This window comes from Pseudomonas sp. 3MAES_34.3B (assembly GCF_058145875.1).
The window spans coordinates 3,230,309-3,253,706 of sequence record NZ_CM176960.1 but is presented as its reverse complement, the minus strand read 5'-3'; the positions used below and the strand labels follow the sequence as shown (position 1 = coordinate 3,253,706).

The window sequence follows — 23,398 nt, the reverse complement described above, 5'->3', positions numbered from 1 at the left end:
GCTCAAGGTAACTTTTCCTACAAACCCATCAAGCTTGGGGCCTACCTGCAGGTCAAGACGGATTTTCCGTAAATAAGACATTGTATCGGAATATTTCAATATTACCAACCCGCGTAGGTATGTCCCGCCGCGCAAAATAAAATCTTTAGTATGTCTGTAAGTCGAGGCGGGCGCTGTTCAGGTTGGTGTATCCTATGGCAAATCAACTAACCGCCCCAGCAAAATCCATAAATCGTATGCTCCGCCCAATTGGACGTATCCTGATACCGAGTAAACAGGCCAAAGTGTCCCATAAAATTATCAAAACAGATCATTGCCTTTTTACCTGATTGATCAATTTGGCAAATTGCGGCGTACCCTGAGTTTTTCTCCCGGCCGAGCCATCTGATGCGAATTTTTTCGCAGTGGCCAAGGGATATGTCAAAGCCGTTGTCTTCAATGTCTGATTCAAGCATGGCCAGAACCGGCCTTCTTTTGCCCAGGCCGAGTTCTGGCAGCAATGAGTCATCTGTAGATGCTGTTGCCGGAAGTTCGGTCATGCGGTCGCCAGTCTCTGCCGTAGGCACCAAAGCCCCGCCGCAGCCATGGAGAATGCCGTCACCGATCCAGTGTGCATCAGCCCCATAAAGCTTGCGTGCGTAGGCGAAGATCTGGCCCGCTGAATTCCAACAGAAGAAGCCTTTTTCATTCTCGTGACTGGTTTTACAAATGGAGCCATAGCCGACACTTCGACCTGCCGGGTCGGCCAGATGATATATGATTTCGCAACTTCTCTTTAGTCCGCGTAAGCGCCTGAATTCTTCATTTTTACTTAAGGGCGCCAGCACCTCTGCCTTGAGTGATGCCGGAACTTTTTCCAGGGTGTAGCCGCGCTGCTGATAGAAAGGAAGTGGCTCGTCGGGTTCTGCTAGGACTGATGTAGAGAATACAGCCGTAAGGAAATATAAAGGTAGTTTCATGTCGGGCTTTCATGGTTTGTGTAGGAAGGCAGCGAAGTGGCTTAGGGGGCTGCCGGTTTAGCCGTTCCAGCAAAACCTGTAAATGGTGAGTTCGGGCCACTTGGGCGTAGAGCGGTGGCGCGTGAACAAGCCGAAGTGCCGGCCTATATTGTCGAAGCAGATCACGGCCGTGTTATCTGCCTCGTCGATTTTGCACGTTGCCGCATAGTGATCATTCGACTCACGGTCCCGGTATATCAGGCGTATATCCTGGCATCGTGGGTTTATGTCGAAGCCAAGCCGTGCAAGGTCCGAATACAGCATGGTTTTGACCGGGCGGGTCTCGCCCCATCCAACCTCTGGCAGGGCCCATCCGTCTATGCTAGCAACCAACTGGTGGGGAGGGATGAGGTGCCTGTAGTCCGGTTCAGGCACCATCGCTCCACCGCAGCCATGGAGGATGCTGTCTCCAATCCAGTCGGGGTCATCCTCTTGGTACTTGGTCGCATAACCAAAGTACCGGCCCTCTGCGTCCCAGCAGAAGAAACCTTTTAGATATTCCTGGGCAGTTCTGCAAATGGAACCGTAACCAACGCTTTTTTCATCCGTATCGGTGAGGTGGTAAATGGTTTCACAACTCCCCGCAAGCCCTCGGATGCGTTGAAACTCTCTGATCTCGACCAGAGGCTCCAGCGCTGCGGCTCTGTTTTCGGGGGTAACTTCATTTAAGGGGTAATTGAGCTTGTCATAGAAATCGGTTGTTTCGCGTTCATTAGCGCTGGCTGTTGCGCAGAATGCAATGGCAAGGGCGTGCGGGAATATCTTCATGGGCGTGCTTCAGGTAGGTGGTGTTAGATATTTGAGCACGGTAGTCCATATGTGGAAAGCCCTGAGGTGCAGGGCTTTGCGACATGATGTTAACCAACAACAAGACGCAAAGGGGGCTTGGTCACTTAAATATTTAGAAAATAGTAAGCGAGTCATTCCTTGCCCAGCAGTGCCTATAGATAGTATTTTCCATCCATTCTGGCGTGCTTTGGTGGCGAGTAAAAAGTGCAAAATGTCCAGCCACGTTATCGAAGCAAATCAAGGCTTCTTTCCCTGTTTCCTTGATGCCGCAGATAGTTGCATAGTATGTATTCTTGTCCCAGCCCAGGCTTATGTAATGAGTCTTCTCACAATAATCAAGCGGAATTGTAAAGCCGTAATACTCTATATCGCTTACCAGCATCCTCAGCACCGGGCGACGCTTGCCCCATCCTAGCTCCGACAACTTCCACGTTCCCCTTTGGGGGTTCGATTCGACCTCGCCGCCTCGCTTTCGGTGGCCTGGTGAACTTACTAACTCGCCTCCGCAGCCTTGGAGGATGCTATCTCCGATCCATTCGGGACCTGCTTCGTAACCGTCAGGCGCATAGCCGAAATGTTCCCCTGAGGCGTTCCAGCAAAAAAAATCCCTACGGTATTTATTAAGTGTCACACAGATTGACCCATAGCCGATGCTCTGCCCCTGCGAGTTAGATAGTTGATAAACAGTCTTGCAGTTTTTGTCGCTTCCGCGCATTTGCTGAAAAAGCCCAATAGCTCTTAGGTTCACCAGAGCTTGTCCTCCACTAGCTTCGTCAAGCCTTTCGAGTTTATAGCCGCGTTGCTGATACGAGGCAGGGTTCTCAATTTGGTCGGCCATGATTGAAGTTGATAGTGTTGCGGTAAGAATATATAGGGGTATCTTCATGTGGATGCTTCAGGTAGGTAGTGCAAATATTTAAGCATGGCGCTATATCGAATTGATAGGCGCCGTGCAGGATCGTTTGCAACACGATATGTGTTTTGACATAGATCAGCACGAATTATTACCCCAAAAACTATGCAGGTTGTTGCGCTCGAGCTTAACTATCAGAGTGATGGGTCAGTTTTGATAAGGGCTTCTTACGATTGTCTTAGTAATCTTACTGATCTAGCGCGTGCGGTGCCGCTGGTGGGTAGAGTTTGTGCCTGGGCTTTCGCAAGATCAACTTTATGTTGCTAAGAGGGTGGGAATGTTTTCAGTCTTACGATTCAAAAATGATATGCACACAATCCGGACCTACAGACAAGCCGTCTGTTCACCGCACATAAGGATGTGATGTATGAGTGAAATTGAATCGAAGTCTCCGGAGACGCAAAAAGGGCCTTCGCCCGCCTTCCTGAAAGAATATGTAAGGCTGGCAGTAAAGAGTGGAGAAGTTGCGCGTACCAATCCGTATAAATCAAGCATATCGACAGCGAACAGCGGCTTGGCATTTGGAAGCATGCAGAACGACACTGGTCCATACGCAGAGAACGGATTGGCGCAAGAGTATTTTAGAAAGATACTTGATGCGGATGTGGCTGCTCAAAAAATGGAAAAATCCAAAGCGGATGCTATTTATAAAGCCGCGCTTGAAAATGCCAAATTGCTTAGCGAGGCGGATATCGGAAAAGTGGATGCGGCCTTGATGCGCCACCAAGCGCTGGTCGACGAGGTAGATGACAAGCAGCTCGATAATATCATGGGTCATGTGGAAGGCGCTTTGAAGGCAGCTCAAAATAACCCCAATGGCCCAGGTGAGTTAAATATGCAAAACCCGAATCTCGGGTTTATCGCTCAGCTGGCGATGTGGTCAAATCGAACTGGCGATTTGAAAGCTTCGAGCAAATGGATTTCGGAAATGCGGTCCGTTACCCGTACAGCTTTCGAAGCTGAATACCTTAGCAAGCGGCATCTTTTCACCAAAAAGGACAAGCCGGAAGACTTCTCAAAGTGGCAAAAAAAAGTCAACCGAGCCATCAAGGACGCCGAAGACGGTACCCGTGCACTGCTAGAGCCCAAGCCAACTCCCAAGCCCGCACCAGAACAGGCAGGCACCATGCACCCCTATGGCGGCCCGAACGGCAGCAGTGGCGTTGTTGCCTACCTCATCGAAGGCGACAGCATCACCTTGCGCTTCGTGGACCGTTCAACGTTGTATGTGTACGACGCCAACCGACCAGGCCTTGCCGCTGTGCATGAAATGCAGCGGCTGGCCAAGCGCGGCTCAGGTTTGACCACCTACATTAACCAGCACGTTCGTAAGAACTATGCGCTGAAGATCGGTTAATGGATTAGATAGGAGGTTTTTCGCGCGAAAACTATAAGATTGGCGAAGCTCGCGAATGTCCTCGCGAGCTTCGCCGGATGGCCGGCCCCGCCGCTTGCTACCAGAATGTCTTGCAGCTACTACACATCAATGCGAATGCCGCGGCACTTCCGACCCCCTGCACCCGACCAGGAAGTCAAAGTCGCAGCCTTGATCCGCCTGCATCACATGCTCGATGTACAGCTGGCGATAGCCGCCGGGGATGAGGTTGCTCTTCTCCGGTTGCCAGTCGGCCAGGCGGGCTTGCAGTTCTTCGTCGCTGATGTCCAGGTGCAGGCGGCCGCTGGCGCAGTCCAGTTCGATGTAGTCACCTTCTTTCACCGCGGCCAATGGTCCACCGGCGGCAGCTTCGGGGGCTACGTGCAACACCACGGTGCCGTAGGCGGTGCCGCTCATGCGGGCATCGGAAATGCGCACCATGTCCGTCACGCCTTGGGCAAGCAGCTTGGCAGGCAGGCCCATGTTGCCCACTTCGGCCATGCCTGGGTAACCCTTGGGCCCGCAGTTTTTCATCACCAGGATGGACGTGGCGTCCACGTCCAGTTCCGGGTCGTTGATGCGCGCTTTGTATTCTTCGAAGTTCTCGAACACCACGGCGCGGCCACGGTGTTGCATCAGCGCTGGCGTTGCCGCGGACGGCTTGAGCACGGCGCCATTGGGCGCCAGGTTGCCGCGCAGTACGCAAATGCCGCCATCGGCCACCAGCGGGTTGTCGATGGCGCGGATCACTTCGTCCTGGCCATAGATCGGCGATGCCTTTACGTTTTCCCATAGGGTTTTACCGTTGACGGTCAAGGCATCCGGGTTGGGCAACAGGTTGTTCTCGCCCAGGCGGCGTAGCACGGCGGGCAGGCCACCGGCGTAGTAGAACTCCTCCATGAGGAAGCGGCCGGAAGGTTGCAGGTCCACCAGGGTAGGGGTGCCGCGGCCCACGCGGGTCCAGTCGTCCAGCTCCAGGTCCACGCCGATGCGGCCGGCGATGGCTTTGAGGTGGATTACCGCGTTGGTAGAACCGCCAATGGCCGCGTTCACCCGGATGGCGTTTTCGAACGCTTCGCGGGTGAGCACCTTGGACAGGCGCAGGTCTTCTTTCACCATCTCTACCGCGCGCATGCCGGACATATGCGCCAGCACATAGCGGCGTGAATCCACTGCCGGGATGGCGGCGTTGTGGGGCAGCGACACGCCCAGGGATTCGGCCATGCACGCCATGGTAGAGGCGGTACCCATGGTGTTACAGGTGCCGGCGGAGCGGGACATGCCAGCTTCGGCGGAAAGGAATTCGTCCAGGCCGATCAGGCCGCCTTTATAGGCTTCGTGCATCTGCCACACGATGGTGCCGGCGCCGATGTCACGGCCGTTGTGTTTGCCGTTGAGCATCGGCCCGCCGGTGACCACGATGGCCGGCACGTCACAGCTGGCGGCACCCATCAGCAGGGCAGGGGTCGTTTTATCGCAGCCGGTGAGCAGCACCACGCCGTCTACCGGGTTGCCGCGAATCGCTTCTTCCACGTCCATGCTGGCGAGGTTGCGGGTAAGCATGGCGGTGGGGCGAAGGTTGGACTCGCCGTTGGAGAACACTGGGAACTCAACAGGAAAACCACCCGCTTCAAGCACGCCACGCTTCACGTGTTCGGCGATCTGGCGGAAGTGTGCGTTGCACGGCGTAAGCTCGGACCAGGTATTGCAGATGCCGATGATGGGCTTGCCGTGGAACTGGTGATCGGCGATGCCTTGGTTCTTCATCCAGCTGCGGTACATGAAGCCGTTCTTGTCGTTGGTGCCGAACCATTGGGCCGAGCGCAGGGTGGGTTTCTTCTCAGACATGTCAGGCTCTCTTATTGTAAGACTAATGGTAGCAAGTGCCTCTAAAATAGGCTGTATCGGCCCGTATGGGAAGTCCTTGTTGCTCAAATAGTAATACTATATAGTCCTTCCACACACTGAGCGCATGCGATCGGGCGACCGCCGCAATGCCGCATTCCAGACAGGTTCATAAAAACAACAGACCTGGAGACCGACCCATGAGCCAGGAACTCGGGCTTATTCGCCGCATCACCTTCAAACTGATTCCCTTCCTTGTATTGCTGTACCTGGTGGCCTATGTGGACCGCTCGGCGGTGGGCTTCGCCAAGCTGCACATGGGCGCGGACATTGGCATCGGCGACGCTGCCTATGGCATGGGCGCCGGGCTGTTCTTCATCGGCTACTTCCTGTTGGAGATCCCCAGCAACCTGATGCTCGAGCGCTTCGGCGCGCGGCGCTGGTTCGCCCGCATCATGATCACCTGGGGCGCCATTACCATTGGTATGGCGTTCATCCAGGGGCCTTACAGCTTTTATACGATGCGCCTGCTGCTAGGCGCAGCCGAAGCGGGCTTCTTCCCGGGCGTGCTCTACTACATTACCCAGTGGTTCCCGGTGCGCCACCGCGGCAAAATCCTCGGCCTGTTCATTCTTTCCCAACCCATCGCCATGATGATCACCGGCCCGGTGTCCGGCGGCTTGCTGGGCATGGAAGGGGTGTTGGGGCTGCACGGTTGGCAATGGCTGTTCATCGTGATCGGCACGCCGGCCATTCTGCTGACCTGGCCGGTGCTGCGCTGGTTGCCCGATGGCCCGCACCAAGTGAATTGGCTGAGCGAGGATGAAAAGAACTGGCTCACCGGTGAACTGGAAAAGGACCTGCGCGAGTACGGGCAAACCCGCCATGGCAACCCGCTGCACGCGCTGAAAGATTTTCGCGTGCTGTTGCTGGCGCTGTTCTACTTGCCCGTCACCCTGAGCATCTATGGCCTGGGGCTGTGGTTGCCTACGCTGATCAAGCAGTTTGGCGGCAGTGACCTCACCACCGGGTTCGTGTCAGCCGTGCCTTATGTGTTCGGGATCATCGGCCTGCTGATCATTCCCCGTAGCTCGGACCGCTTCAACGACCGTTACGGCCACCTCGCGGTGCTTTATGTGCTGGGCGCCGCCGGGCTGTTCGGCGCTGCCTGGTTTGCAGCGCCCATGTTGCAGCTCGCCGCGCTGTGCGTGGTGGCGTTCGCCTTGTTCTCCTGCACCGCCGTGTTCTGGACGCTGCCGGGGCGGTTCTTCGCTGGCGCCAGCGCTGCGGCCGGGATCGCCCTGATCAACTCGGTGGGCAACCTCGGCGGCTATCTGGGGCCGTTCGTGGTCGGCGCCCTGAAGGAAGCCACCGGCCAGCTCGCCAGCGGCTTGTATTTCCTCACCGGGGTGATGCTGTTCGGCCTGGTGCTCACCTTCATCGTTTACCGAGTACTGGAGCGGCGCCACGCGCTGCCGCCGGAAGCCTTCGCCGCCAGTGCCCGCTCCTGACTTCGCCTGCCTCTGAATCGTAGAGAGAGACCGCTATGCGCTTAGTACAATTGCAAACCGCCGCCGGTAACCGCCACGTTGGTGTAGTAGAAGGCGACCAGGTGCAGATCCTGGCGGACGTAGAGTCCACCCGCGAGCTGGCCTTGCGCGCCATTGCCGAGGGCCGCAGCCTGGCGGCCCAGGCTGAACTCTGCGGCCGGGGTGAGCGCCTGAGCTACCGGCAACTGCTCGATGAGCAGCGTATCCTGTCCCCATTGGACCATCCCGATACCGCCCATGTGCTGGTTACCGGCACCGGGCTCACCCACCTGGGCAGCGCTTCCACCCGGGACAAGATGCATCAGCAGGCCAACGACGAAACCGCCATCACCGACAGCATGAAGGTGTTCAAGTGGGGCGTGGAAGGCGGCAGGCCCCCGGCGGGGCAGGCGGGCGTGCAGCCAGAGTGGTTCTATAAGGGGGACGGCAGCATCCTGGTGCGCCCGGGCGGATCGTTCCCGCTACCGCCGTTCGCCGAAGACGCCGGCGAAGAGCCCGAGCTTGCCGGGTTGTACGTGATCGGGCCGGACCACCGCCCGTATCGCCTGGGCTATGCGTTGGGCAACGAGTTTTCCGACCATGTGATCGAGCGCAAGAACTACCTGTACCTGGCTCACTCCAAGCTTCGCGCCTGCGCCTTCGGCCCCGAGTTGCGGGTAGGGCCGTTGCCCGAGCACTTGGCCGGCACCAGCCGCATTCGCCGCGACGGCGAGGTGCTGTGGGAGAAGGAGTTTCTCAGCGGTGCGGCCAACATGTGCCACAGCTTCGAGAACCTGGAATACCACCACTTCAAGTACGCGCAGTTCCTGCGGCCTGGGGATGTACATGTGCACTTCTTCGGCACGGCCACGCTGTCCTTCGCCGACGGCATCAAGGCGCAGCCGGGTGACCATTTCGAGATCAGCCTGGATGCCTTTGGCGAGCCGCTGGTAAACGGCATCGCGCACGCCGAAGCGGTGTTCCAGCCAGGGGGCGTGCAGGTTTTGTAAGCGCCATACGCCGCGCTCGCGCCGCAAGGGTAGAATGCGCCCTCTACCTTTGCGGAGTCCCTCATGACCCTCTCCCTCGCCGAAGCGCTCGACAGCGCCGACATGCTCATCATCGACGACCTGTACGCCTTCGAATTCGACCTGGGCGACAACGGCCTCACCATCCTCACCATGGATGGACGAACGGAACGGCGCTGGCATTTCAGCCTCGAAGCCTTGGCCAGCGCAATTTTCGTGACAGAGAGCGACCAGTGGAAAATCATCGGATCCGATGCTGAGCATCGGCTACGCTTGCTGGAAGCCTTCTCTGCCGAAGAAGATGACGACCAGGAATAAGCAACAGGCAGTCTGGGGTTCAACTTTTGCGCGCGGCCACGGTCTTCCAACGAGGATTCATACATGCTGCGAGTGCTGATGTCGCTTACTCTTGCCGGAGCCGCCACCCTTGGCTCCACCCTTGCCAGTGCAACCACCTACGACCTTCTGGTCGGTACCTACACCCAGGCTAGCAGCCAGGGCCTTTACCGGCTTCGCTTCGACAGCCAGACCGGCCAGATTGCCAGCGAGCCGGTGCAGGTGGTCAAAACCGATAACCCCTCCTGGCTGGCCTTGAACAAGGCTCAGACCCGGCTATTCGTGGCCAACGAGAACGGCCCCGGGCAGAAAGACCCGGTCGGGAAGGTAAGCAGTTACCGCATCGACCCCGCTACCCACGAGATCGCCCTGGTCAACCAGGTGGAAACCAAGGGTGACGAGCCTACCCACGCGAGCCTGAGCGAAGATGAGCAGTTCCTGTTTGTGTCCAACTATGCGGTGCAACCGGACCCGGGCGGGAGCCTGGCAGTGCTGCCGATCAAGGAGGACGGCAGCCTTGGCGAGGTGATCCAGCAGTTCAAGAACGCCCCCAGCCGGGTAAATGCCGAGCGTCAGGCCAGCGGCCACGTGCACTCGGTGGTGGGCAACCGGGGCTACCTGTACGCCAGCGATCTGGGCGCGGACAAAGTGTTCATTTACCGCTTCCAAGGCAACGCCCAGGCGCCGCTGAACCCAGCCAGCCCGGCTTCGGTTGCCCTGCCGCCCGGCAGCGGCCCCCGTCATTTGCTGTTCGATGCCAGCGGCGAGCATGCCTGGCTTACCCTGGAAATGCCGGCCCAGGTGGCTAGCTTCCAATGGCGTGCGGGCAACCTGGTACGCACGCAAGTGATTGACCTGGTGCCTGGCCAACAGCCGGCCACCGGGGCAGGCGGAGGGCTGCACTTGTCGCCCGACGGCAGGTTCCTCTATGTGGCCAACCGCGGCGCGGTCAACGAACTGGTGGTGTATGCGGTGGACCGTGAAGGCGGGCTCAAGCTTGTGCAACGCCGCTCCATCGAAGGGGACCACCCGCGTGAGTTTACGCTGGACCCCACCGGCCGCTTTGTGTTGATCGCCAACCAGAAAAGCAACGAGATCGTGGTGATGGAGCGGGACGCGAAGACCGGCATGCTGCAGCGCACGGTGCAACACTATCGCCAGGATTCGCCCTCCGATCTGAAGTTTCTCGCGCCGCCGCATCAATAGCGGTGATACCCGATAACGGCGCAATGAATTTCTGCCGCCGCGCTCCGGGGCGTAAGTTGACCTCACAGTCACTCACGTCCCGGAGGATCGCCATCATGAACTTCAATCTGTTTTCCGTTATCGCTGCATCCGCCATTTCCGCCTCGGTAGCCTTGCCTGCCGGCGCCACGGTTGCGGACGACAAGACCAGCCGTTCGAGCCAGAGCTACACCCAGCACTACCTGCAAAAGAGCGCCAGCTTCTACGCGGCACTGAACCACAAGATCGCCGACGAACATTGATCCGACCGGAGAACGCGCCATGGCCAAGGCCATTCTGATGTCCGCCCGCCAAGGCGCCTGCTTCGCCCTGGCCAGTTACAGCGCGGTGGTGGTTGCGGCACTGATTGCCAGCCAGTTGGTGTAATACCACACCAACTGCTGGGCCCCACAGGTGTAGGAGTAGGCGAAGCCTGCGAACCGGGTCAAAGCCATTCCCGAATGGCTACCCAGTGGCCCATAGGGGTTACCGCTAGCTAAGGCACCACCGTCACCTCGCTCAAGCCATTGCCATGCCGCCGTACCTGGATCTGCACCGGGATGCGTTCGTGCATCTCCTGTACATGGGAGATCACCGCCACCTTTCGGCCTTGCGCCTGGAGGTTGTCCAGCGCATCCATGGCCAGTTGCAAGGATTCGGGGTCGAGGCTGCCGAAGCCTTCGTCGATGAACAGCGATTCGATCCGCAGCGTGCTCGACGCCATGGACGCCAGCCCCAGCGCCAATGCGAGGGAAACGAGGAAAGTTTCGCCGCCGCTCAATGAGTGCACCGAGCGCACTTCGTCGCCCATCTCGGTATCCACCACCAGCAACCCCAATGCACTGCCGCCACGCTTGAGCCGGTAACGCCGAACCAGCTGCAGCAGTTGGGCATTGGCGTGGCGGATCAGCAGGTCGAGGTTGTAGGCCTGGGCGATCTTGCGCAGACGGTCGCCTTCAGCGGAGCCGATCAGTGCCGAGAGGCGGCCCCAACGGCGGTATTCAGCCTGTGCAGCCTCCAATTGCGCGGCCAGGGCTTCGCGGGCCTGGCGGCGGCGGTCGTCCTCCAGCTGGGCGGCGCGCAGTTCGGCGCAAGCCTGCTCCTGGCGCTCGCATTCGGCTGCTATTGCCGCCAACGCGCCGGCCAGGGCTTGGGCATCCAATGCATCGGCGCGGGCCTGCGCTACATGCGCCTGCAATCGCTGCTCCCGCTCCTGCACCAACACCTGTGCATTCTCCACAGCGCTTTGGGCTTCACGCAGGCGAGCGCGTAATTGCTCCACCTCCTCGGGCGAAACGGCGAGCAAACGCTGCAACGCCGGGTCGTCCAGGGTAGGGCAGGTGTTGCGCCAGCCCTGTAGCGATGTCCCCAACTCCGCCAGCTCTGCCGTTACCGTGGCTTGCTGGTCCAGCAAGGCCTGTTGGCGGGCCTGCGCGGCGAGCACGTCGCTGCCAGCGCGTTGCAACGCCTGCCCGGCCTCGGCGTACTGGATGCGCGCCGCCTCGACCGCTTGCTCCAGGGTGGTTTGCCAGGCCTGGGCACTGGCATGGGCGCCAAGGCGCTCGGCTAAGCCGACACGCAGTTGCTCGCGCCGCGCCTGCGACCCCTGCAAGCTCTCACGCAGTGTTTCCAGTTGCTGGGCAAGCCCCTGCTGCTGGGCGTCGCACACTTGAATCTGCTGCTGCCGCTGGCTCTGGGCCAACGCCTGCGCGTGTTGCTGCTCGAGCAATCCGAGGCGTTCGGCAAGGCTGGCTTCCAATGCAGCCACTGCCTTCGCCGGACCGGTGCGCAGGTCCTTCAGCAGGCCGTCGGGCAGCAGCCCTGTGAACGCCTCGAGTTCTTCGTCGAAACGCGCCTGTTCCCGCGTACGCTGCTCCTGCGCGGCCTGCGCCGCGCGCTCGGCTTCCTCGGCGGCTTGCTGCGCGGCTCGCAGTTCGTTCTGCTGTTGAGTGGCCTGAGCCTGAGCGGCCAGTAGTGCCTTGAGCTGGTTTTCGTCCGTACCGATCTGCTCCCGCAGCCGGGCGAGCCCCTCGCTCAGCCAGGCCTGCCGCCCAGCCACTGGTACCGCCAGCAAGGCGTCATGACGGGGCAGGGCCTTGAGTGCATCCAACAGCGTAGTGTTGTGAGCCTCGCCGCGCTGCTGCTGTTCGTGCAGGGCTTTTTGCTGCTCCATCAGGCCACGCACTTCGGCCCGCAACTCGGCCAGGCGATCGGCCAGTGCTTTTACCTTGTCTTGCGCCGCCTGGATGTCCGCCAGGTCCTGGGCTTCCAGTGTTTCAAGCACGCTGTCAGCACTGGCGCCGTGGCTTGGGTGCTCGGCGCTGCCACATACAGGGCAGGGTGCACCGGGGATCAGCCCCGCCTTGAGCCGCGCCAGGTGCTGGCGTTCCAGCAGTTGCACGGTCACGTCCAGCGCCTGGCTGGCGGCCTGATGCTCGGCGTTGACCGCCTTGCCTTCAGCGGTGCGCTGCTCGCGCTGCTGTGCCAGGCGATGCTGTTGCGTGGCGAGTTCGCTCAGCCGCTCTTCCACTTCGGCGCAGCGCCGCCACTGGCCTTCCAGTGCGCCGAGATGTTCCAGTGCCGTCCGGTTGTCGCGGATCAGTTCGCTCAGCAGTTGCAGGCGTTCGCCGAGGTCATGGGTGGCGCCCAGGCGGGCCTGCACGTCCTCGAGCAGGGCTTGCGCCGATGCCCGCGCCTGCCCGGCAACCCGGGCAGCGTCCTGCAAGGGCGGCAGTTGACCGTCCAGCCGGCTGACGCGGCTGGCCACTTCCACCAGCTGTTGCAGCCGTGGCTGGTAGCCTTGCCAGGCATCCGCCAGCCGGGCCAGTTCGGCGCTTTGCTCGAGCCGCGCCCCGATGGCCTGCTGCACGTCGGCACCCTGCCTCTGGGCCTGGGCGAGGGTGGCTAGCGTTTGCTCGCCTTCAAGGTGCTGCCGTTCGAGCTGAGCCTGCCGCGCCTGTTGGGGCCCCAGGTCCTGCTCCAGGTGATGCAATGCCGCCTGTTGGTCGAACGCTTCGCGCAGCGCAGGTGCTGCTTCGCCGTGGCTCGCCAGCGCCGCCTTCAAGTGACTATCGGCGGCTTCAAGCTTGGCCTGCGCCTGGGTAGACACCTGTTCGGCCTGGGTAAGCAATGCGGCAGCTTCGGTGCAGGCGGGGCCGAGGGTGTCGAGTTGAGCGGTGAGGCGGGCCTGGCGTTCAAGCGGCGCTCGCTGCGGCGCCAGGGCATCGAGGTGGCCGAGGTCCTGGCGGTCATCGCCCAACTGATCCCAGCGAAGTCGGGCCTGGGCCAGCGCGTCTGCCGCTGCCGCCCGCTCGGTGGCCAACCGCTCGCGCTCCTGATGGTGCTGATGCTGGGCTTCGTGTTCGCGGCGCTCGGCCTGGGATTGCAACAGCCCTTGGCGGCCTTCGTCGAGGCGTGCATCGAGGGCCAGGCGCTCTTCTTCGCCCATCGCCGAGAATGCACCTTCCTGCGCTTGCAGCGCTTCAAGCTGTTGCCGCGCGGCGCGGGCCTTGTCATAGGCGCGGCGGCCGAGCCGGCTATATACCGCCGTATCGGTGAGCTTTTCCAGCAGTTCGCTGCGCTCGTTGTCATCGGCCTTGAGGAAGGCACTGAACTCGCTCTGGGCCAGTAGCACCGCACGGGTGAACTGCTCGAAATTCAAGCCCAGCCGTGCTTCCAACAGGGGCCGGTATTCTCCTTTCTGGGTCGCTAGCAGCCGATCGCTGTCCAGGTCCAGCAGGGTCTGACGGCTGGGTTGCAGCTTGCCGCCGGCTTTTTCCCGCGCGCGGTTAGCCTCCCAGCGCGCCCGATAGCGCACGCCGTCCACGCCGATGAAATCGACCTCCGCAAAGCCCGCACCGGCGCCTCGGCGCAGCAGGTTACGTGGGTCGCCCGTGGCGATGTCGCCGTCCACGTCTGGCACCTTGGTATCCCGCCCCGTGTCGCCCAGGCGTGGCACGCTGCCGAACAGCGCGAGGCACAGGGCGTCGAGCAAGGTGCTTTTACCCGCCCCGGTAGGGCCTGTGATGGCGAACAGGCCAGCACTGGCCAGTGGTTCGGCGGTGAAGTCCAGTTCCACCGGGCCCGCGAGGCTCGCCAGGTTCTTCAGGCGGATCGCCAAAATTTTCATGGCTGTTCCTCCAACTCGTCTTCCTGCATCAGCAGCAGAAAATCGCCGAGGGTAGCCTCGTCCACGGCGCTGCCGTACTGCTCCTCCCATGCGCGGCTGAACACCTGCTCGGGCGTAAGCTGCTCCAGGTGCTGCAGGGCGGCGGTGTCTTCGCGGCTGCCGGTGCCCATGTACTCCACGGCGATGCGCACCAGCCGCGCGGCCTTGCCGGCCAAGGCCGTTTCGATACGGGTGCGCAGTTCGGGCTGGGGTTCGTCGAGTTGCACCCGCACCTCCAGCCAGGGGTGCTGCACAACGCTGGCGAGCAGGTCCGGCAGGGGCAAGGCTTCCAGCCTGGCGATCACGTCGTCCAGGCGCGCCGGGCCTACTCGCAACAGGTCAACCGCACGCGGCACGCGGTGGGGCAGCACTTGAGTGAGCTGCTCGCCGTCGAAATCCACCTGCAATATCTGGTGGGGATAGTCCACTTCGGAAAACGACAACGGGATGGGCGATCCGCTGTAACGCAGGCGCTGTTCACCGTTCACCTGTTGCGGTTTGTGCAAGTGCCCCAGGGCCACGTAGCCCACGCTGTCGTCGAACAGGCTGGCGGGCAGCGCTTCGGCGGTGCCGATCACCAGGCTGCGCTCCGAATCGAGTGACACCGCACCACCCGCCATGTGGGCATGGCTGATCGCGATCAATGGTTGGCCAGGCTGCCGCCGCTGGTTGGCGGCAGCGATCAACCGCTGATGAACCTGGGCGATGCCTCCCAGGTAATCCTCCCCCAAGTGCGGCCCGGTCACCTCGGCAGGCCGCAGGAACGGCAGCGCGAGGCACCATGCGGCAGTGGCGCCGCTGGCATCGCTGAGTGGAATGAGCAGGCGTTCACAATCCAGGTTGCCGTCGTCCAGCCACAGCACGCGGCCCAGTGCGTGGGTGCGCAAGCGGCGCATCAGCGGGGCGGGCAGTTCGATGCGTGAACCGGAGTCGTGGTTGCCGGCGATCATCACGATGGTGAGCGAAGGCAAGGCTTCGTGGGCATTGACGATAAAGTCGTACAGGCGCTCCTGCGCTTTGAGCGGGGGGTTGACCGTGTCGAAGATGTCCCCAGCGATCAGCAGGGCATCCGGGCCCAGCGCTACGATGCGCGCCAGCAGCCAGGTGAGGAACGCCTGATGTTCATGGTCACGGTCCTGGCCGTGAAGGCTTTGGCCAAGGTGCCAGTCGGAGGTGTGCAGCACGCGCATGAGGAGTCTCGAAACTATTTAGGGTAAAGCGGCGGAAGGTTTTCTTCCGCCCCGGGGACGTGGCGGCTGTTTGCCGGGATGGCGCTGACCGCCTGCCACAGGCGCGCCCCTTGCCAGTAACGCCCGGCTTCGCTGTACAGCGCGCCGTTGAGGCCATCCAGGGCGTCCGACAACGGCGGGTAACGTTCGGCCAGTTGGGCCAGGGTTTCCGGCTGCTGGCGGGCCCAGGCATCCAGGGCCTGGCGAGACGCCTGCGGGTCGTTGTTGCCACAGGCGCGCCGAAGGTCGTCCAGCAGGCTGCGAGGGCTGGGCCCCACAGCGGCCAGCCGGGCCACCGCGGGCTGCGAGCGCGCACGCCACCACAGGCCGAACCCCAACAGGCTGGTGCACAGCAATACCCCCGTGGCCGCCTGCCAGGGCCATAGCAGTCGAGGCAGGGGAGCGGCCGTGGCGGGCTTGTCCGCCACGGGTGTTATGGCGCGCTCGGTCACCTGCAGGGTGCGGGCCGGCAGGCTGGTACGCTCCAGGTGGTCTTCACGCGTGTTCCACCACACCACTTCCACAGGTGGTAGCTCCGTATCGCCCGCCCGCACGGGCACTAGCGCTTCACGCTCCTGACGGCTGCCCACCAGGCCGCGCTCGGTGCCTTGGTCGTTGAGCTGGGGTTGGTCAGGGTAGCGGCGAATACCCGGAAGCTCCGCGCTGGGCAACGGCGGTAGCTGCGCGCCTGAAAGCCCCTCGGCGCGAAGGGTGAGGGTGCGGGTGAGTGAATCGCCGACCCGGGCTTGCTCGGGCGCCGGGTTCCAGCTTTCGGTGACGGTCAGGCTGCGTGCCGGTAGCCAGGTGGCGTCTGCCGGATACACCGCAGGCTTGGCCAGAACGCTGATGGTGATCTGCGCAGAGCGCCCGCGAAGCTGCGCGCCCGCCCTGGGCTTGCCGGTATCGTCGGTTTCCACCGAGGTAGCGGTGAACAGCAGCGCGGGCAGGATGAGCTGGCCGCTGCGTTGGGGGTAAATCGCATAGCGTGTTTCGATCACCCCATGGCGCACGCCATTGATGACCTTCTCGTAGGTACGCCGATTACCCAGGGGCTCCACGATCGCATCGGCCAGCTGCGGTGGGGCAAAGGTGCTGTCGTCATAGAGGGCAACAGAGTGGTACACCCGCAACGTAAGGATCACCTGCGCCTGCACGTACACCTGATCCTGATCCAGCCGGGCTTCGATGAATACTGGCTTGGCGGTGGCGGCGGTCGGGGTGTCGGCGTCCAGCACCTGAAGCACGATCGGCTGGCTGCGCAACTCGCCCAGGCTCAAGCCGGGGAGGGTGAGGGTACCGCTTTGGCGAGCCACCAGCGTGATGATCCAGCGGGTGCTGGCGCCACGGTCATCCGCCAGGCTGGCCGGCTGGTTCACCTGGCGCACATCGCCCACGTCGAATTGCGCTTGCAGTGGCGTGGTATCCGGCCGGCCGAACAGGGTCACGTCGTTGGTCTGCAGGGTGAGCTCGAAAGACTCGCCCACCGCCAGGCGGGTTCGATCGACACTGGCCACCAGCACGCTCGCCGACGCCCCAAGGGGCAGCAATGCGATCAAGCCGCAGAATAGAAAGGCACAGAGCCGACTCATCGTTATTGTTCCTGCCGTTGTTGCTGTTCGTACCAGAATTTGCGCCGCAGCAATTCTGACGGATCGTCGGGGATCTGTCGCAGCCATTGCTCCAGCGATTCCCGCGCCTCGTCCTCGGGATAGTCTGCGGTAGTGGCCAGGCCGCTGGTGCCCTTGGGTGAGGTATCGCTTTCGCCCGTTCCGCCGCTGGTGGCCAAGCTGGCCTGGCCTGCCGTATCTGGCCCCGGCGGGGCGGTGGGCGGTGCCGTCGCATCGCCCGGTTTGGCCTGGCTTTGGCCGGGGGTCGCCTCGCCTTGGGAAGGCGACGCCTGGGCCGCAGAGCTTTCATTGGGCGGGGTGGCGGCCTTGCGGGCATCCAGCAGCGCCTTCACCAGGGTTTGGTTACTGCGCGCGGCGGTCAAGGCGGGTTGGCGCTCCAGCGCCTGCTCGTAGGCTTCCACTGCGGCATCCAGTTCCCCGGCCAGGGCCAGCGCGTTGGCGCGGTTGTAGTGGTCGGCTGCGGTGTCGCCCTGGGCAAACTGCTTGGCTGCTTCGGCATATTGCCCGGCGCGGTACAGGGCTACACCGCGCCAACGAAAGTCGCTGAACTGTTGGGCGGCCAGGGCAGGTTGCCCCTGCGCCAGCAGCCGTTGGCCCTGTTGATCCGGCCGCCACCACAGGTCGGCCAGGCTGAAGGCGTAGGCGGGCGTGGGCAATCCGCCGAGGCACAGCCATAGCGGCAGGCACAGCAGCCAGCCACGGCGCCCGGCCAGGGCGGCAATAGCCAGCAATGGCAGCAACAGCCAGTACCCCTGATCGGCCCATCGGTCCAGTGGGTGCGCCGGGCCGTCATCGGCAGCCAGTGGCGTATGAGGCGCGTCGAACAGGCCGAGGGCCCGCAGGTCATGATTGTCCAGGCGAGCGGTTTCATACCGGCCATGGCCATGGCTCGCGGCTGCCGCAAGGGCGGGTATATCCAGGCGTGGCAATGCGATCCCGCCGTCATCGCCCTTGAGCAGTTCACCGTTCTCCAGCGCCACGGGGGCGCCTTCAGGGCTGCCGACGCCGAGCACCAGCAACGGCGGTGCGCGCCTGCCGAGCCAGTGGTCTATCCCCTGCAGTTCCTGCTCGGTGAGGCTGGAGGAGATCAACAGCAAACGGCCGGAACCCTGGCCGGCCTGTGCCAGAAGGTCCAGCCCCTGACGCACCGCCAGGTCGGCACGCTGGCCGGGCTCTGGCATAAGAGAGGGCTTGAGCGCCGCCAGCAGGTTGCTGCTGGTGGCCTGGTCGTTGGACAGCGGCACCAGTGTGTGCGCGCTACCGGCATACACGACGATGGCGGTTTGCGCGTCGGCCCGATGCTGCAACAGGTCGAGGATCTTGCGCCGGGCCTGGCCGAGGCGGTCCGGCGACGCATCGCGGGCAAGCATGTGCGGCGTGAGTTCAAGGAGGATCACCAGCGGGTCGTCTGGCCGCTGGCTGATCTGTTGCTCGCGCTCCCAGCCGGGGCCCGCCAGCGCCAGCCCGGCCAGCGCCGCGGCGAGGCCCAGCAATACCCGTGGCGTTCGCTCGCGCCGGCCGCTCTGGCTTCCGCGCAGCAGCGTGCCGTGGAAGGCCCGCGGCAATAACGCTTGCCAGCGGCCGCTGCGGCGGCGGCGCAGCCACAAGGCCCAGCACAGCCAGGCCAGTACCGGCCAGGCGGCAAGCCAGCCCGGGCGTGCCCAGTGTGGCCACCATTCAATCATGAGCGCTGCCTCCAACGCCCAACCCGGCTGCGCCAGGCGGCAGGCAAGCGTAGCGATCGCAGCCAGGCGTAGCGGCGCAGCAATGGCAACAAGCGCTGGCAGACCATTAATGCCACCAGCACCACGGCCGCCGCCAGGGGCCACTGATACAGCTCATCGACCGGGCGCACACGGGTCGGCTGCTGATTCACCGGCTCAAGTCGGTCCAGCGCCTCGCCGATCCCTTGCAGGTCGCGGCCGTCCCGCGCCCGGAAGTATTCTCCAGCAGTCGCGCTGGCGATCGCCTGCAGCGCGGTTTCGTCCAGGTCGCTGGTCGGGTTCAGCCCCTGAGCAGCGTTCGCCGCTGTCGCTTGCGGGTCGGCGCCGATGCCGATGGTGTGAATCCGCACCTGCTCGGTAGCCGCCAGGCGCGCGGCGACCAACGGCTGGATGTGCCCGCCGTTGTTGGCGCCGTCGGTCACCAGAATCAATACCCGGCTGTCCGCCGGGCGCAGGCGCAGGCGTTTGACCGCCAGGCCGATGGCATCGCCGATCGCGGTGGTTTGCCCGGCAATCCCCACCTGGGCATCGTCCAGCCAGGTGCGCACGGTATGCCGGTCGAAGGTGAGTGGCGCCTGTACATAAGCACGGCTGCCGAAGAGGATCAGGCCTACCCGGTCGCCCTCGCGGGTTTCCAGGAAGTCCCCCAGCAGGTGCTTCACCAGAGCCAGCCGGCTTACGTTTTCGCCCTGCCACTGCATATCCGGGTAATCCATGGAGCCTGATACGTCCACTGCCACCAGCAGGTCGCGGCCGCTGGCCGGCAGGGGCAGTGGCGGGCCCAGCCACTGCGGGCGGGCGGCCGCCAGCAGTAGCAGCCCCCACACCAGGGCGTAAGGCAGTTGCTGGCGCCAGCCAGGCAGGCCGCGGCTGGCTCGGCGCCGGCTGAGGTTGGCAAGGTCATCGAGAAAGCCTACTTGCAGCACCTGTTCCCCGCTGTCGGCGGGCGGCAGAACCCGGCGCAGCAGCCACGGCAAGGGGGCGAGCAGAAAGATCAGCGGCCAGGCGAACTCAAGCATGTTTGCGAATCCAGGTTTCAACCGCCTGATACAGCCCGTTGATGGCTTTGTCGTCGAGTTTGCACTCGGGCCGGTACACCCCTTCTACCAGGATCATCCAGCGCGTAAGCCCCGCAGCGGGGCAGCGGTTGTCCAGAAAGGCCAGCCATTTACGGCCATTGAGGGTGTGGCTGTGGGCCCCGGGGTAATGGTTGCGGCACACACGCTTGAGCAGGGCGTTGAGTTGCTGCAGCCAGGCACCGGCGGGCGCGCCGTCGTAAGGGCGGGGCATGAGCGCCAGTTCGGCCAATGCTTCGAGGCGTACCGGGTCCACGGCGTTATCGGCTACAGGCGGGGGCACCTCCACAGGAGGCTCTGCGGGCAAGGGTTGCCTGCGCCAGTACCACAGCGCCGTGATTGCCGCCGCTACCAGCAGCGCCGCCAGTACCCACCAGCCTGCAGCCAGCGGCCAGGCGCCAACGGCCGGCGGTTCGATCAACGGCTGCAGCCGTGCCAACGGGTTCATTGTGCGGGGCTCGCCACGGGTAGCATGCCGGGCCGGGGCCTGGCACTGGTGTATTCGCGCAACTGGTCCACGGCGTCGGCACGGGTGCTCAACGGCAGTACCAGCAACCCCAGCTTTTGCCCCAGGCGTTCCCAGCGCGCCTGGCGTGCCTCGGCGAGCGCCTGATAACCGCGCCGTAACTGCGCATCGCTGGTGTCGATTTCCAGTTGCGCTTCACCCAGGCCGAACTGCAGAAGCCCTGCGGCGGGCAGGGCGTGGTCCATGGGGTCGCTGATGGGTAGCAGCAGCAGGTCGCAGTGCCGTGCCAACAGGCTCAGTTGTTGCTCTGCGGCATCGCTCAGGGCGCGTTCGTCACAGATCACGATCGCCAGGCTGCCAGGGCGCAACACTTCCCGCGCGCGGCGAAGCGCGGTGCCCAAAGGGTCGGCGGCCGGGGCGCTGTCGGTGGTCAGTGCAGCGTTTACCCGGGCCAGGCGGTCGAGCAATTGCAGCAGGCTTTGTTTGCTGCGCCGGGGTTTGATCTCGTAGTGCTCCAGGTCGCCGAATACCAACCCGCCGATGCGGTCGTTGTGTTCCAGCGTGGCCCAGCCGAACAGCGCGGCCACCCGCGCCGCGACGGTGGATTTGAATGCGCTGGCCGAACCGAAGAACAATTGCCGGCTTTGCTCCACGAGAATGAAGATCGGCCGTTCCCGCTCCTCATGGAACAGCTTGGTATGGGGCTCCTGGGTACGCGCCGTTACCCGCCAGTCGATGTTGCGCACGTCGTCCCCGGCCTGGTACACGCGCACCTGGTCGAAATCCACGCCGCGCCCCCGCAGCTTGGAGTGGTGCAGGCCAATCAAGGGGCTACGCTGGCCGGGTTTGGAAAACAGCTGCACCTCGCGCACCCGATGGCGCATCTCGATGAGTTCGGCGAGGGTAACGGTAATGCCTGGGGTGGCCCGTGGGTTGCTGTTCATGGTCGCTGGCTCAGGCCACCGCGACCACGTCGAGAATTCGCTGGATAACCCGATCCTGATCCACCCCGGCGGCCTCGGCTTCGAAGGAAAGGATGATGCGATGACGCAACACGTCGAAGATTACCGCCTGCAGGTCTTCGGGGCTGACGAAGTCGCGCCCGGCCAGCCAGGCGTGGGCCCGGGCGCAGCGGTCGAGGGAAATCGAACCCCGCGGGCTGGCGCCATACGTCAGCCATTCGGCCAGCTCGGCGTCGTATTTGGCCGGGGTACGGGTAGCCATTACCAGCTGCACCAGGTACTCCTCCACGGCGTCGGCCATGTACAGGCCGAGGATTTCCTTGCGCGCGGCAAAGATCGCCTGCTGGCTTACCCGGCGTTCCGGCTTGGTTTCGCCGTTGAGGGCTTCGCCACGGGCCTGCTGGAGTATCCGCCGTTCCACCGAGGCGTCGGGGAAGCCGATTTTCACGTGCATCAGGAACCGGTCCAGCTGCGCCTCGGGTAGCGGGTAGGTGCCTTCCTGCTCGATGGGGTTCTGCGTGGCCATCACCAGAAACAGCGGCGAAAGGTCGTAAGTGCTGCGCCCCACGCTTACCTGGCGTTCGGCCATGGCTTCGAGCAGCGCCGATTGCACCTTGGCCGGTGCCCGGTTGATTTCATCGGCCAGCACCAGGTTGTGGAAGATCGGCCCTTGCTGGAACACGAAGCTGCCGGTTTCCGGGCGGTAGATCTCGGTGCCGGTGATGTCGGCGGGCAGCAGGTCGGGGGTGAACTGGATACGATGGAACTGGGCTTCCACCCCTTCGGCCAACTCCTTGATGGCTTTGGTCTTGGCCAGCCCCGGCGCGCCTTCCACCAGCATGTGGCCGTCGGCAAGCAGCACGATCAGCAAACGATCGATGAGTTTGTCCTGGCCGAGGATCTGGGTAGAGAGAAAGGTGCGCAGCGCGATCAGCGCTTCACGATGTTCCATCGGTGGGTTCCTGAATGGCCTTGAGGCCGCTGGCATGGAAAGCGGGCACCCGGCGGGGTGTCGAGGGCCATCATTTTAATGCAGCCGGGCCTTAAAGGATATTCCGTTGCGCTTGCCCGCCCCGCTGGGCTCAACCGCCGGTCATGTTCATGAAGCGCACCACCTGCACATCATCATTGAGCTTGAACTCATGGCGCAGCGGCTTCAGTGCCATGGCGTCCACGATTGCCCGCTCCAGCCGCTCGGGCTGGCCAGGGTTGGCGCGTAGCACGGCTTTGAGGTCTACGGCATGTTCGTTGCCCAGGCACAGCAACAGCCGCCCCTCGACGGTGAGCCGCACGCGATTGCAGGTGGCGCAAAAGTTATGGCTGTGCGGCGAGATGAAGCCTATACGGCTGTTCGGCGCCTCGGCCACGCGCCAGTAGCGCGACGGGCCGTGGGTGGTATCCGTGGCAGGCAGGAGGGTAAAGCGTTCGGCGATACGGGCGCGTACGTCGTCGCTGGAAAAGAAGGCCTCAGCCCGGCTGTGCTCGGTGATAGTGCCCAAAGGCATTTCTTCGATAAAGCTGATGTCCAGCCCACGGTCGATGGCGAACTGCACGAGGTGGTTGATCTCGTGATCATTGCGGCCTTTCATTACCACGCAATTGAGCTTGGTATGGGTAAAGCCCGCTGCGTTGGCCGCATCGATGCCATTGATCACCTGCGCCAGGTCCCCGGTGCGGGTGAGCTCGCGGAAGCGTTCGGGATCGAGGCTATCGAGGCTGATGTTCAGCCGGCTCAAGCCAGCGTCACGCAGTGGCTGGGCGAGCCGGCCGAGCTGTGAACCATTGCTGGTCATGCACAGCTCCTGCAGGCCGGGGAGGGCGGCGATCTTCGCGCACAGCTCCACGATGCCCGCGCGCACCAGCGGCTCGCCACCGGTGAGGCGAATCTTGCGGGTACCCAGCGCCACGAAGGCACGCGCCATCTCGTGGAGCTCTTCAAGGGTGAGGATGCGCTGGCGCGGCAGGAATTGCATGTCTTCGGCCATGCAGTACACGCAACGGAAGTCACAGCGATCCGTGACCGACATCCGCAGGTAGTCGACCCTTCTGGCAAAACTGTCGGTAAGGTACCGCTGCGCCATCTGCGCCTCGCTTGGAAAGTGTGCCGC

19 protein-coding genes are annotated in these 23,398 nt (G+C 62.8%); 6 read left to right on the top strand and 13 right to left on the bottom strand.

The features are described 5' to 3' along the window. Window positions 1–206: 206 nt before the first annotated feature. From AC3Z8Y_RS14285 to AC3Z8Y_RS14275, 3 genes are all read right to left on the bottom strand, one after another. Window positions 207–959 carry a hypothetical protein gene (locus AC3Z8Y_RS14285; RefSeq protein WP_490086364.1) on the bottom strand — a complete coding sequence of 251 codons (753 nt, stop codon included), beginning with the start codon at window positions 957–959 and terminating at the stop codon, window positions 207–209. 57 nt (window positions 960–1,016) lie between these two features. Beyond that, window positions 1,017–1,766: a hypothetical protein gene (locus AC3Z8Y_RS14280; RefSeq protein ID WP_490086363.1), complete on the bottom strand. Its 750-nt coding sequence runs from the start codon at window positions 1,764–1,766 to the stop codon at window positions 1,017–1,019. A 133-nt stretch (window positions 1,767–1,899) separates the two neighbouring features. Next, a complete protein-coding gene (locus AC3Z8Y_RS14275; RefSeq protein ID WP_490086362.1) occupies window positions 1,900–2,673 on the bottom strand; it encodes a hypothetical protein in 774 nt (257 codons plus the stop codon). 394 nt (window positions 2,674–3,067) lie between these two features. Between AC3Z8Y_RS14275 and AC3Z8Y_RS14270 the strand changes: the two genes are divergently transcribed. Further along, window positions 3,068–4,057 (top strand): hypothetical protein, encoded by a 990-nt coding sequence (locus AC3Z8Y_RS14270; RefSeq protein ID WP_490086361.1) that lies wholly within the window; start codon window positions 3,068–3,070, stop codon window positions 4,055–4,057. Between the two features lie 126 nt (window positions 4,058–4,183). Here the strand turns inward: AC3Z8Y_RS14270 and AC3Z8Y_RS14265 are convergent, their stop codons facing one another. Beyond that, the gene (locus AC3Z8Y_RS14265) at window positions 4,184–5,923 is read right to left on the bottom strand and encodes an IlvD/Edd family dehydratase (protein WP_490086360.1); all 1,740 of its coding nucleotides are present in this window, start codon (window positions 5,921–5,923) and stop codon (window positions 4,184–4,186) included. Between the two features lie 197 nt (window positions 5,924–6,120). Here AC3Z8Y_RS14265 and AC3Z8Y_RS14260 point away from each other — a divergent pair, with 197 nt between their 5' ends. The 5 genes from AC3Z8Y_RS14260 to AC3Z8Y_RS14240 all read left to right on the top strand — a co-directional run bounded on the left by AC3Z8Y_RS14260 (window position 6,121) and on the right by AC3Z8Y_RS14240 (window position 10,300). Continuing rightward, on the top strand, window positions 6,121–7,431 hold the full coding sequence (locus AC3Z8Y_RS14260) for an MFS transporter (RefSeq protein WP_490086359.1): 1,311 nt from the start codon (window positions 6,121–6,123) through the stop codon (window positions 7,429–7,431). Between the two features lie 35 nt (window positions 7,432–7,466). Continuing rightward, a complete protein-coding gene (gene araD1, locus AC3Z8Y_RS14255) occupies window positions 7,467–8,459 on the top strand; it encodes an AraD1 family protein (RefSeq protein WP_490086358.1) in 993 nt (330 codons plus the stop codon). A 63-nt stretch (window positions 8,460–8,522) separates the two neighbouring features. Further along, the gene (locus tag AC3Z8Y_RS14250; RefSeq protein WP_490086357.1) at window positions 8,523–8,795 is read left to right on the top strand and encodes a DUF5629 family protein; all 273 of its coding nucleotides are present in this window, start codon (window positions 8,523–8,525) and stop codon (window positions 8,793–8,795) included. 63 nt (window positions 8,796–8,858) lie between these two features. Then, window positions 8,859–10,019, top strand: a complete 1,161-nt coding sequence (locus AC3Z8Y_RS14245; RefSeq protein WP_490086356.1) for a lactonase family protein — start codon at window positions 8,859–8,861, stop codon at window positions 10,017–10,019. 95 nt (window positions 10,020–10,114) lie between these two features. Next, entirely contained in the window at window positions 10,115–10,300 is a 186-nt protein-coding gene (locus AC3Z8Y_RS14240) for a hypothetical protein (RefSeq protein ID WP_181116827.1), read from the top strand. A 233-nt stretch (window positions 10,301–10,533) separates the two neighbouring features. Here AC3Z8Y_RS14240 and AC3Z8Y_RS14235 read toward each other — a convergent pair whose 3' ends face one another. The 9 genes from AC3Z8Y_RS14235 to moaA form a co-directional block, all read right to left on the bottom strand. Next, window positions 10,534–14,166 (bottom strand): AAA family ATPase, encoded by a 3,633-nt coding sequence (locus AC3Z8Y_RS14235; protein ID WP_490086355.1) that lies wholly within the window; start codon window positions 14,164–14,166, stop codon window positions 10,534–10,536. After that, the gene (locus tag AC3Z8Y_RS14230) at window positions 14,163–15,395 is read right to left on the bottom strand and encodes an exonuclease SbcCD subunit D C-terminal domain-containing protein (protein ID WP_490086354.1); all 1,233 of its coding nucleotides are present in this window, start codon (window positions 15,393–15,395) and stop codon (window positions 14,163–14,165) included. Before AC3Z8Y_RS14230 ends, AC3Z8Y_RS14235 begins: the two co-directional genes overlap by 4 nt. 14 nt (window positions 15,396–15,409) lie before the next feature. Continuing rightward, a complete protein-coding gene (locus AC3Z8Y_RS14225; protein ID WP_490086353.1) occupies window positions 15,410–17,023 on the bottom strand; it encodes a BatD family protein in 1,614 nt (537 codons plus the stop codon). 2 nt (window positions 17,024–17,025) lie between these two features. Next, window positions 17,026–18,747, bottom strand: coding sequence for a VWA domain-containing protein (locus AC3Z8Y_RS14220; RefSeq protein WP_490086352.1), 1,722 nt, complete (start codon window positions 18,745–18,747; stop codon window positions 17,026–17,028). Then, the gene (locus AC3Z8Y_RS14215; RefSeq protein ID WP_490086351.1) at window positions 18,744–19,805 is read right to left on the bottom strand and encodes a vWA domain-containing protein; all 1,062 of its coding nucleotides are present in this window, start codon (window positions 19,803–19,805) and stop codon (window positions 18,744–18,746) included. The genes AC3Z8Y_RS14220 and AC3Z8Y_RS14215 overlap by 4 nt, the downstream gene beginning before the upstream one ends. Next, complete coding sequence (locus tag AC3Z8Y_RS14210; RefSeq protein WP_490086350.1) at window positions 19,798–20,310, bottom strand: DUF4381 domain-containing protein; 513 nt, start codon at window positions 20,308–20,310, stop codon at window positions 19,798–19,800. The genes AC3Z8Y_RS14215 and AC3Z8Y_RS14210 overlap by 8 nt, the downstream gene beginning before the upstream one ends. Next, window positions 20,307–21,272: a DUF58 domain-containing protein gene (locus tag AC3Z8Y_RS14205; RefSeq protein WP_490086349.1), complete on the bottom strand. Its 966-nt coding sequence runs from the start codon at window positions 21,270–21,272 to the stop codon at window positions 20,307–20,309. Before AC3Z8Y_RS14205 ends, AC3Z8Y_RS14210 begins: the two co-directional genes overlap by 4 nt. A 10-nt stretch (window positions 21,273–21,282) precedes the next feature. Next, window positions 21,283–22,242 (bottom strand): AAA family ATPase, encoded by a 960-nt coding sequence (locus AC3Z8Y_RS14200; protein ID WP_225773632.1) that lies wholly within the window; start codon window positions 22,240–22,242, stop codon window positions 21,283–21,285. A 130-nt stretch (window positions 22,243–22,372) separates the two neighbouring features. Further along, complete coding sequence (moaA, locus tag AC3Z8Y_RS14195; protein ID WP_490086348.1) at window positions 22,373–23,371, bottom strand: GTP 3',8-cyclase MoaA; 999 nt, start codon at window positions 23,369–23,371, stop codon at window positions 22,373–22,375. Window positions 23,372–23,398 lie beyond the last annotated feature (27 nt).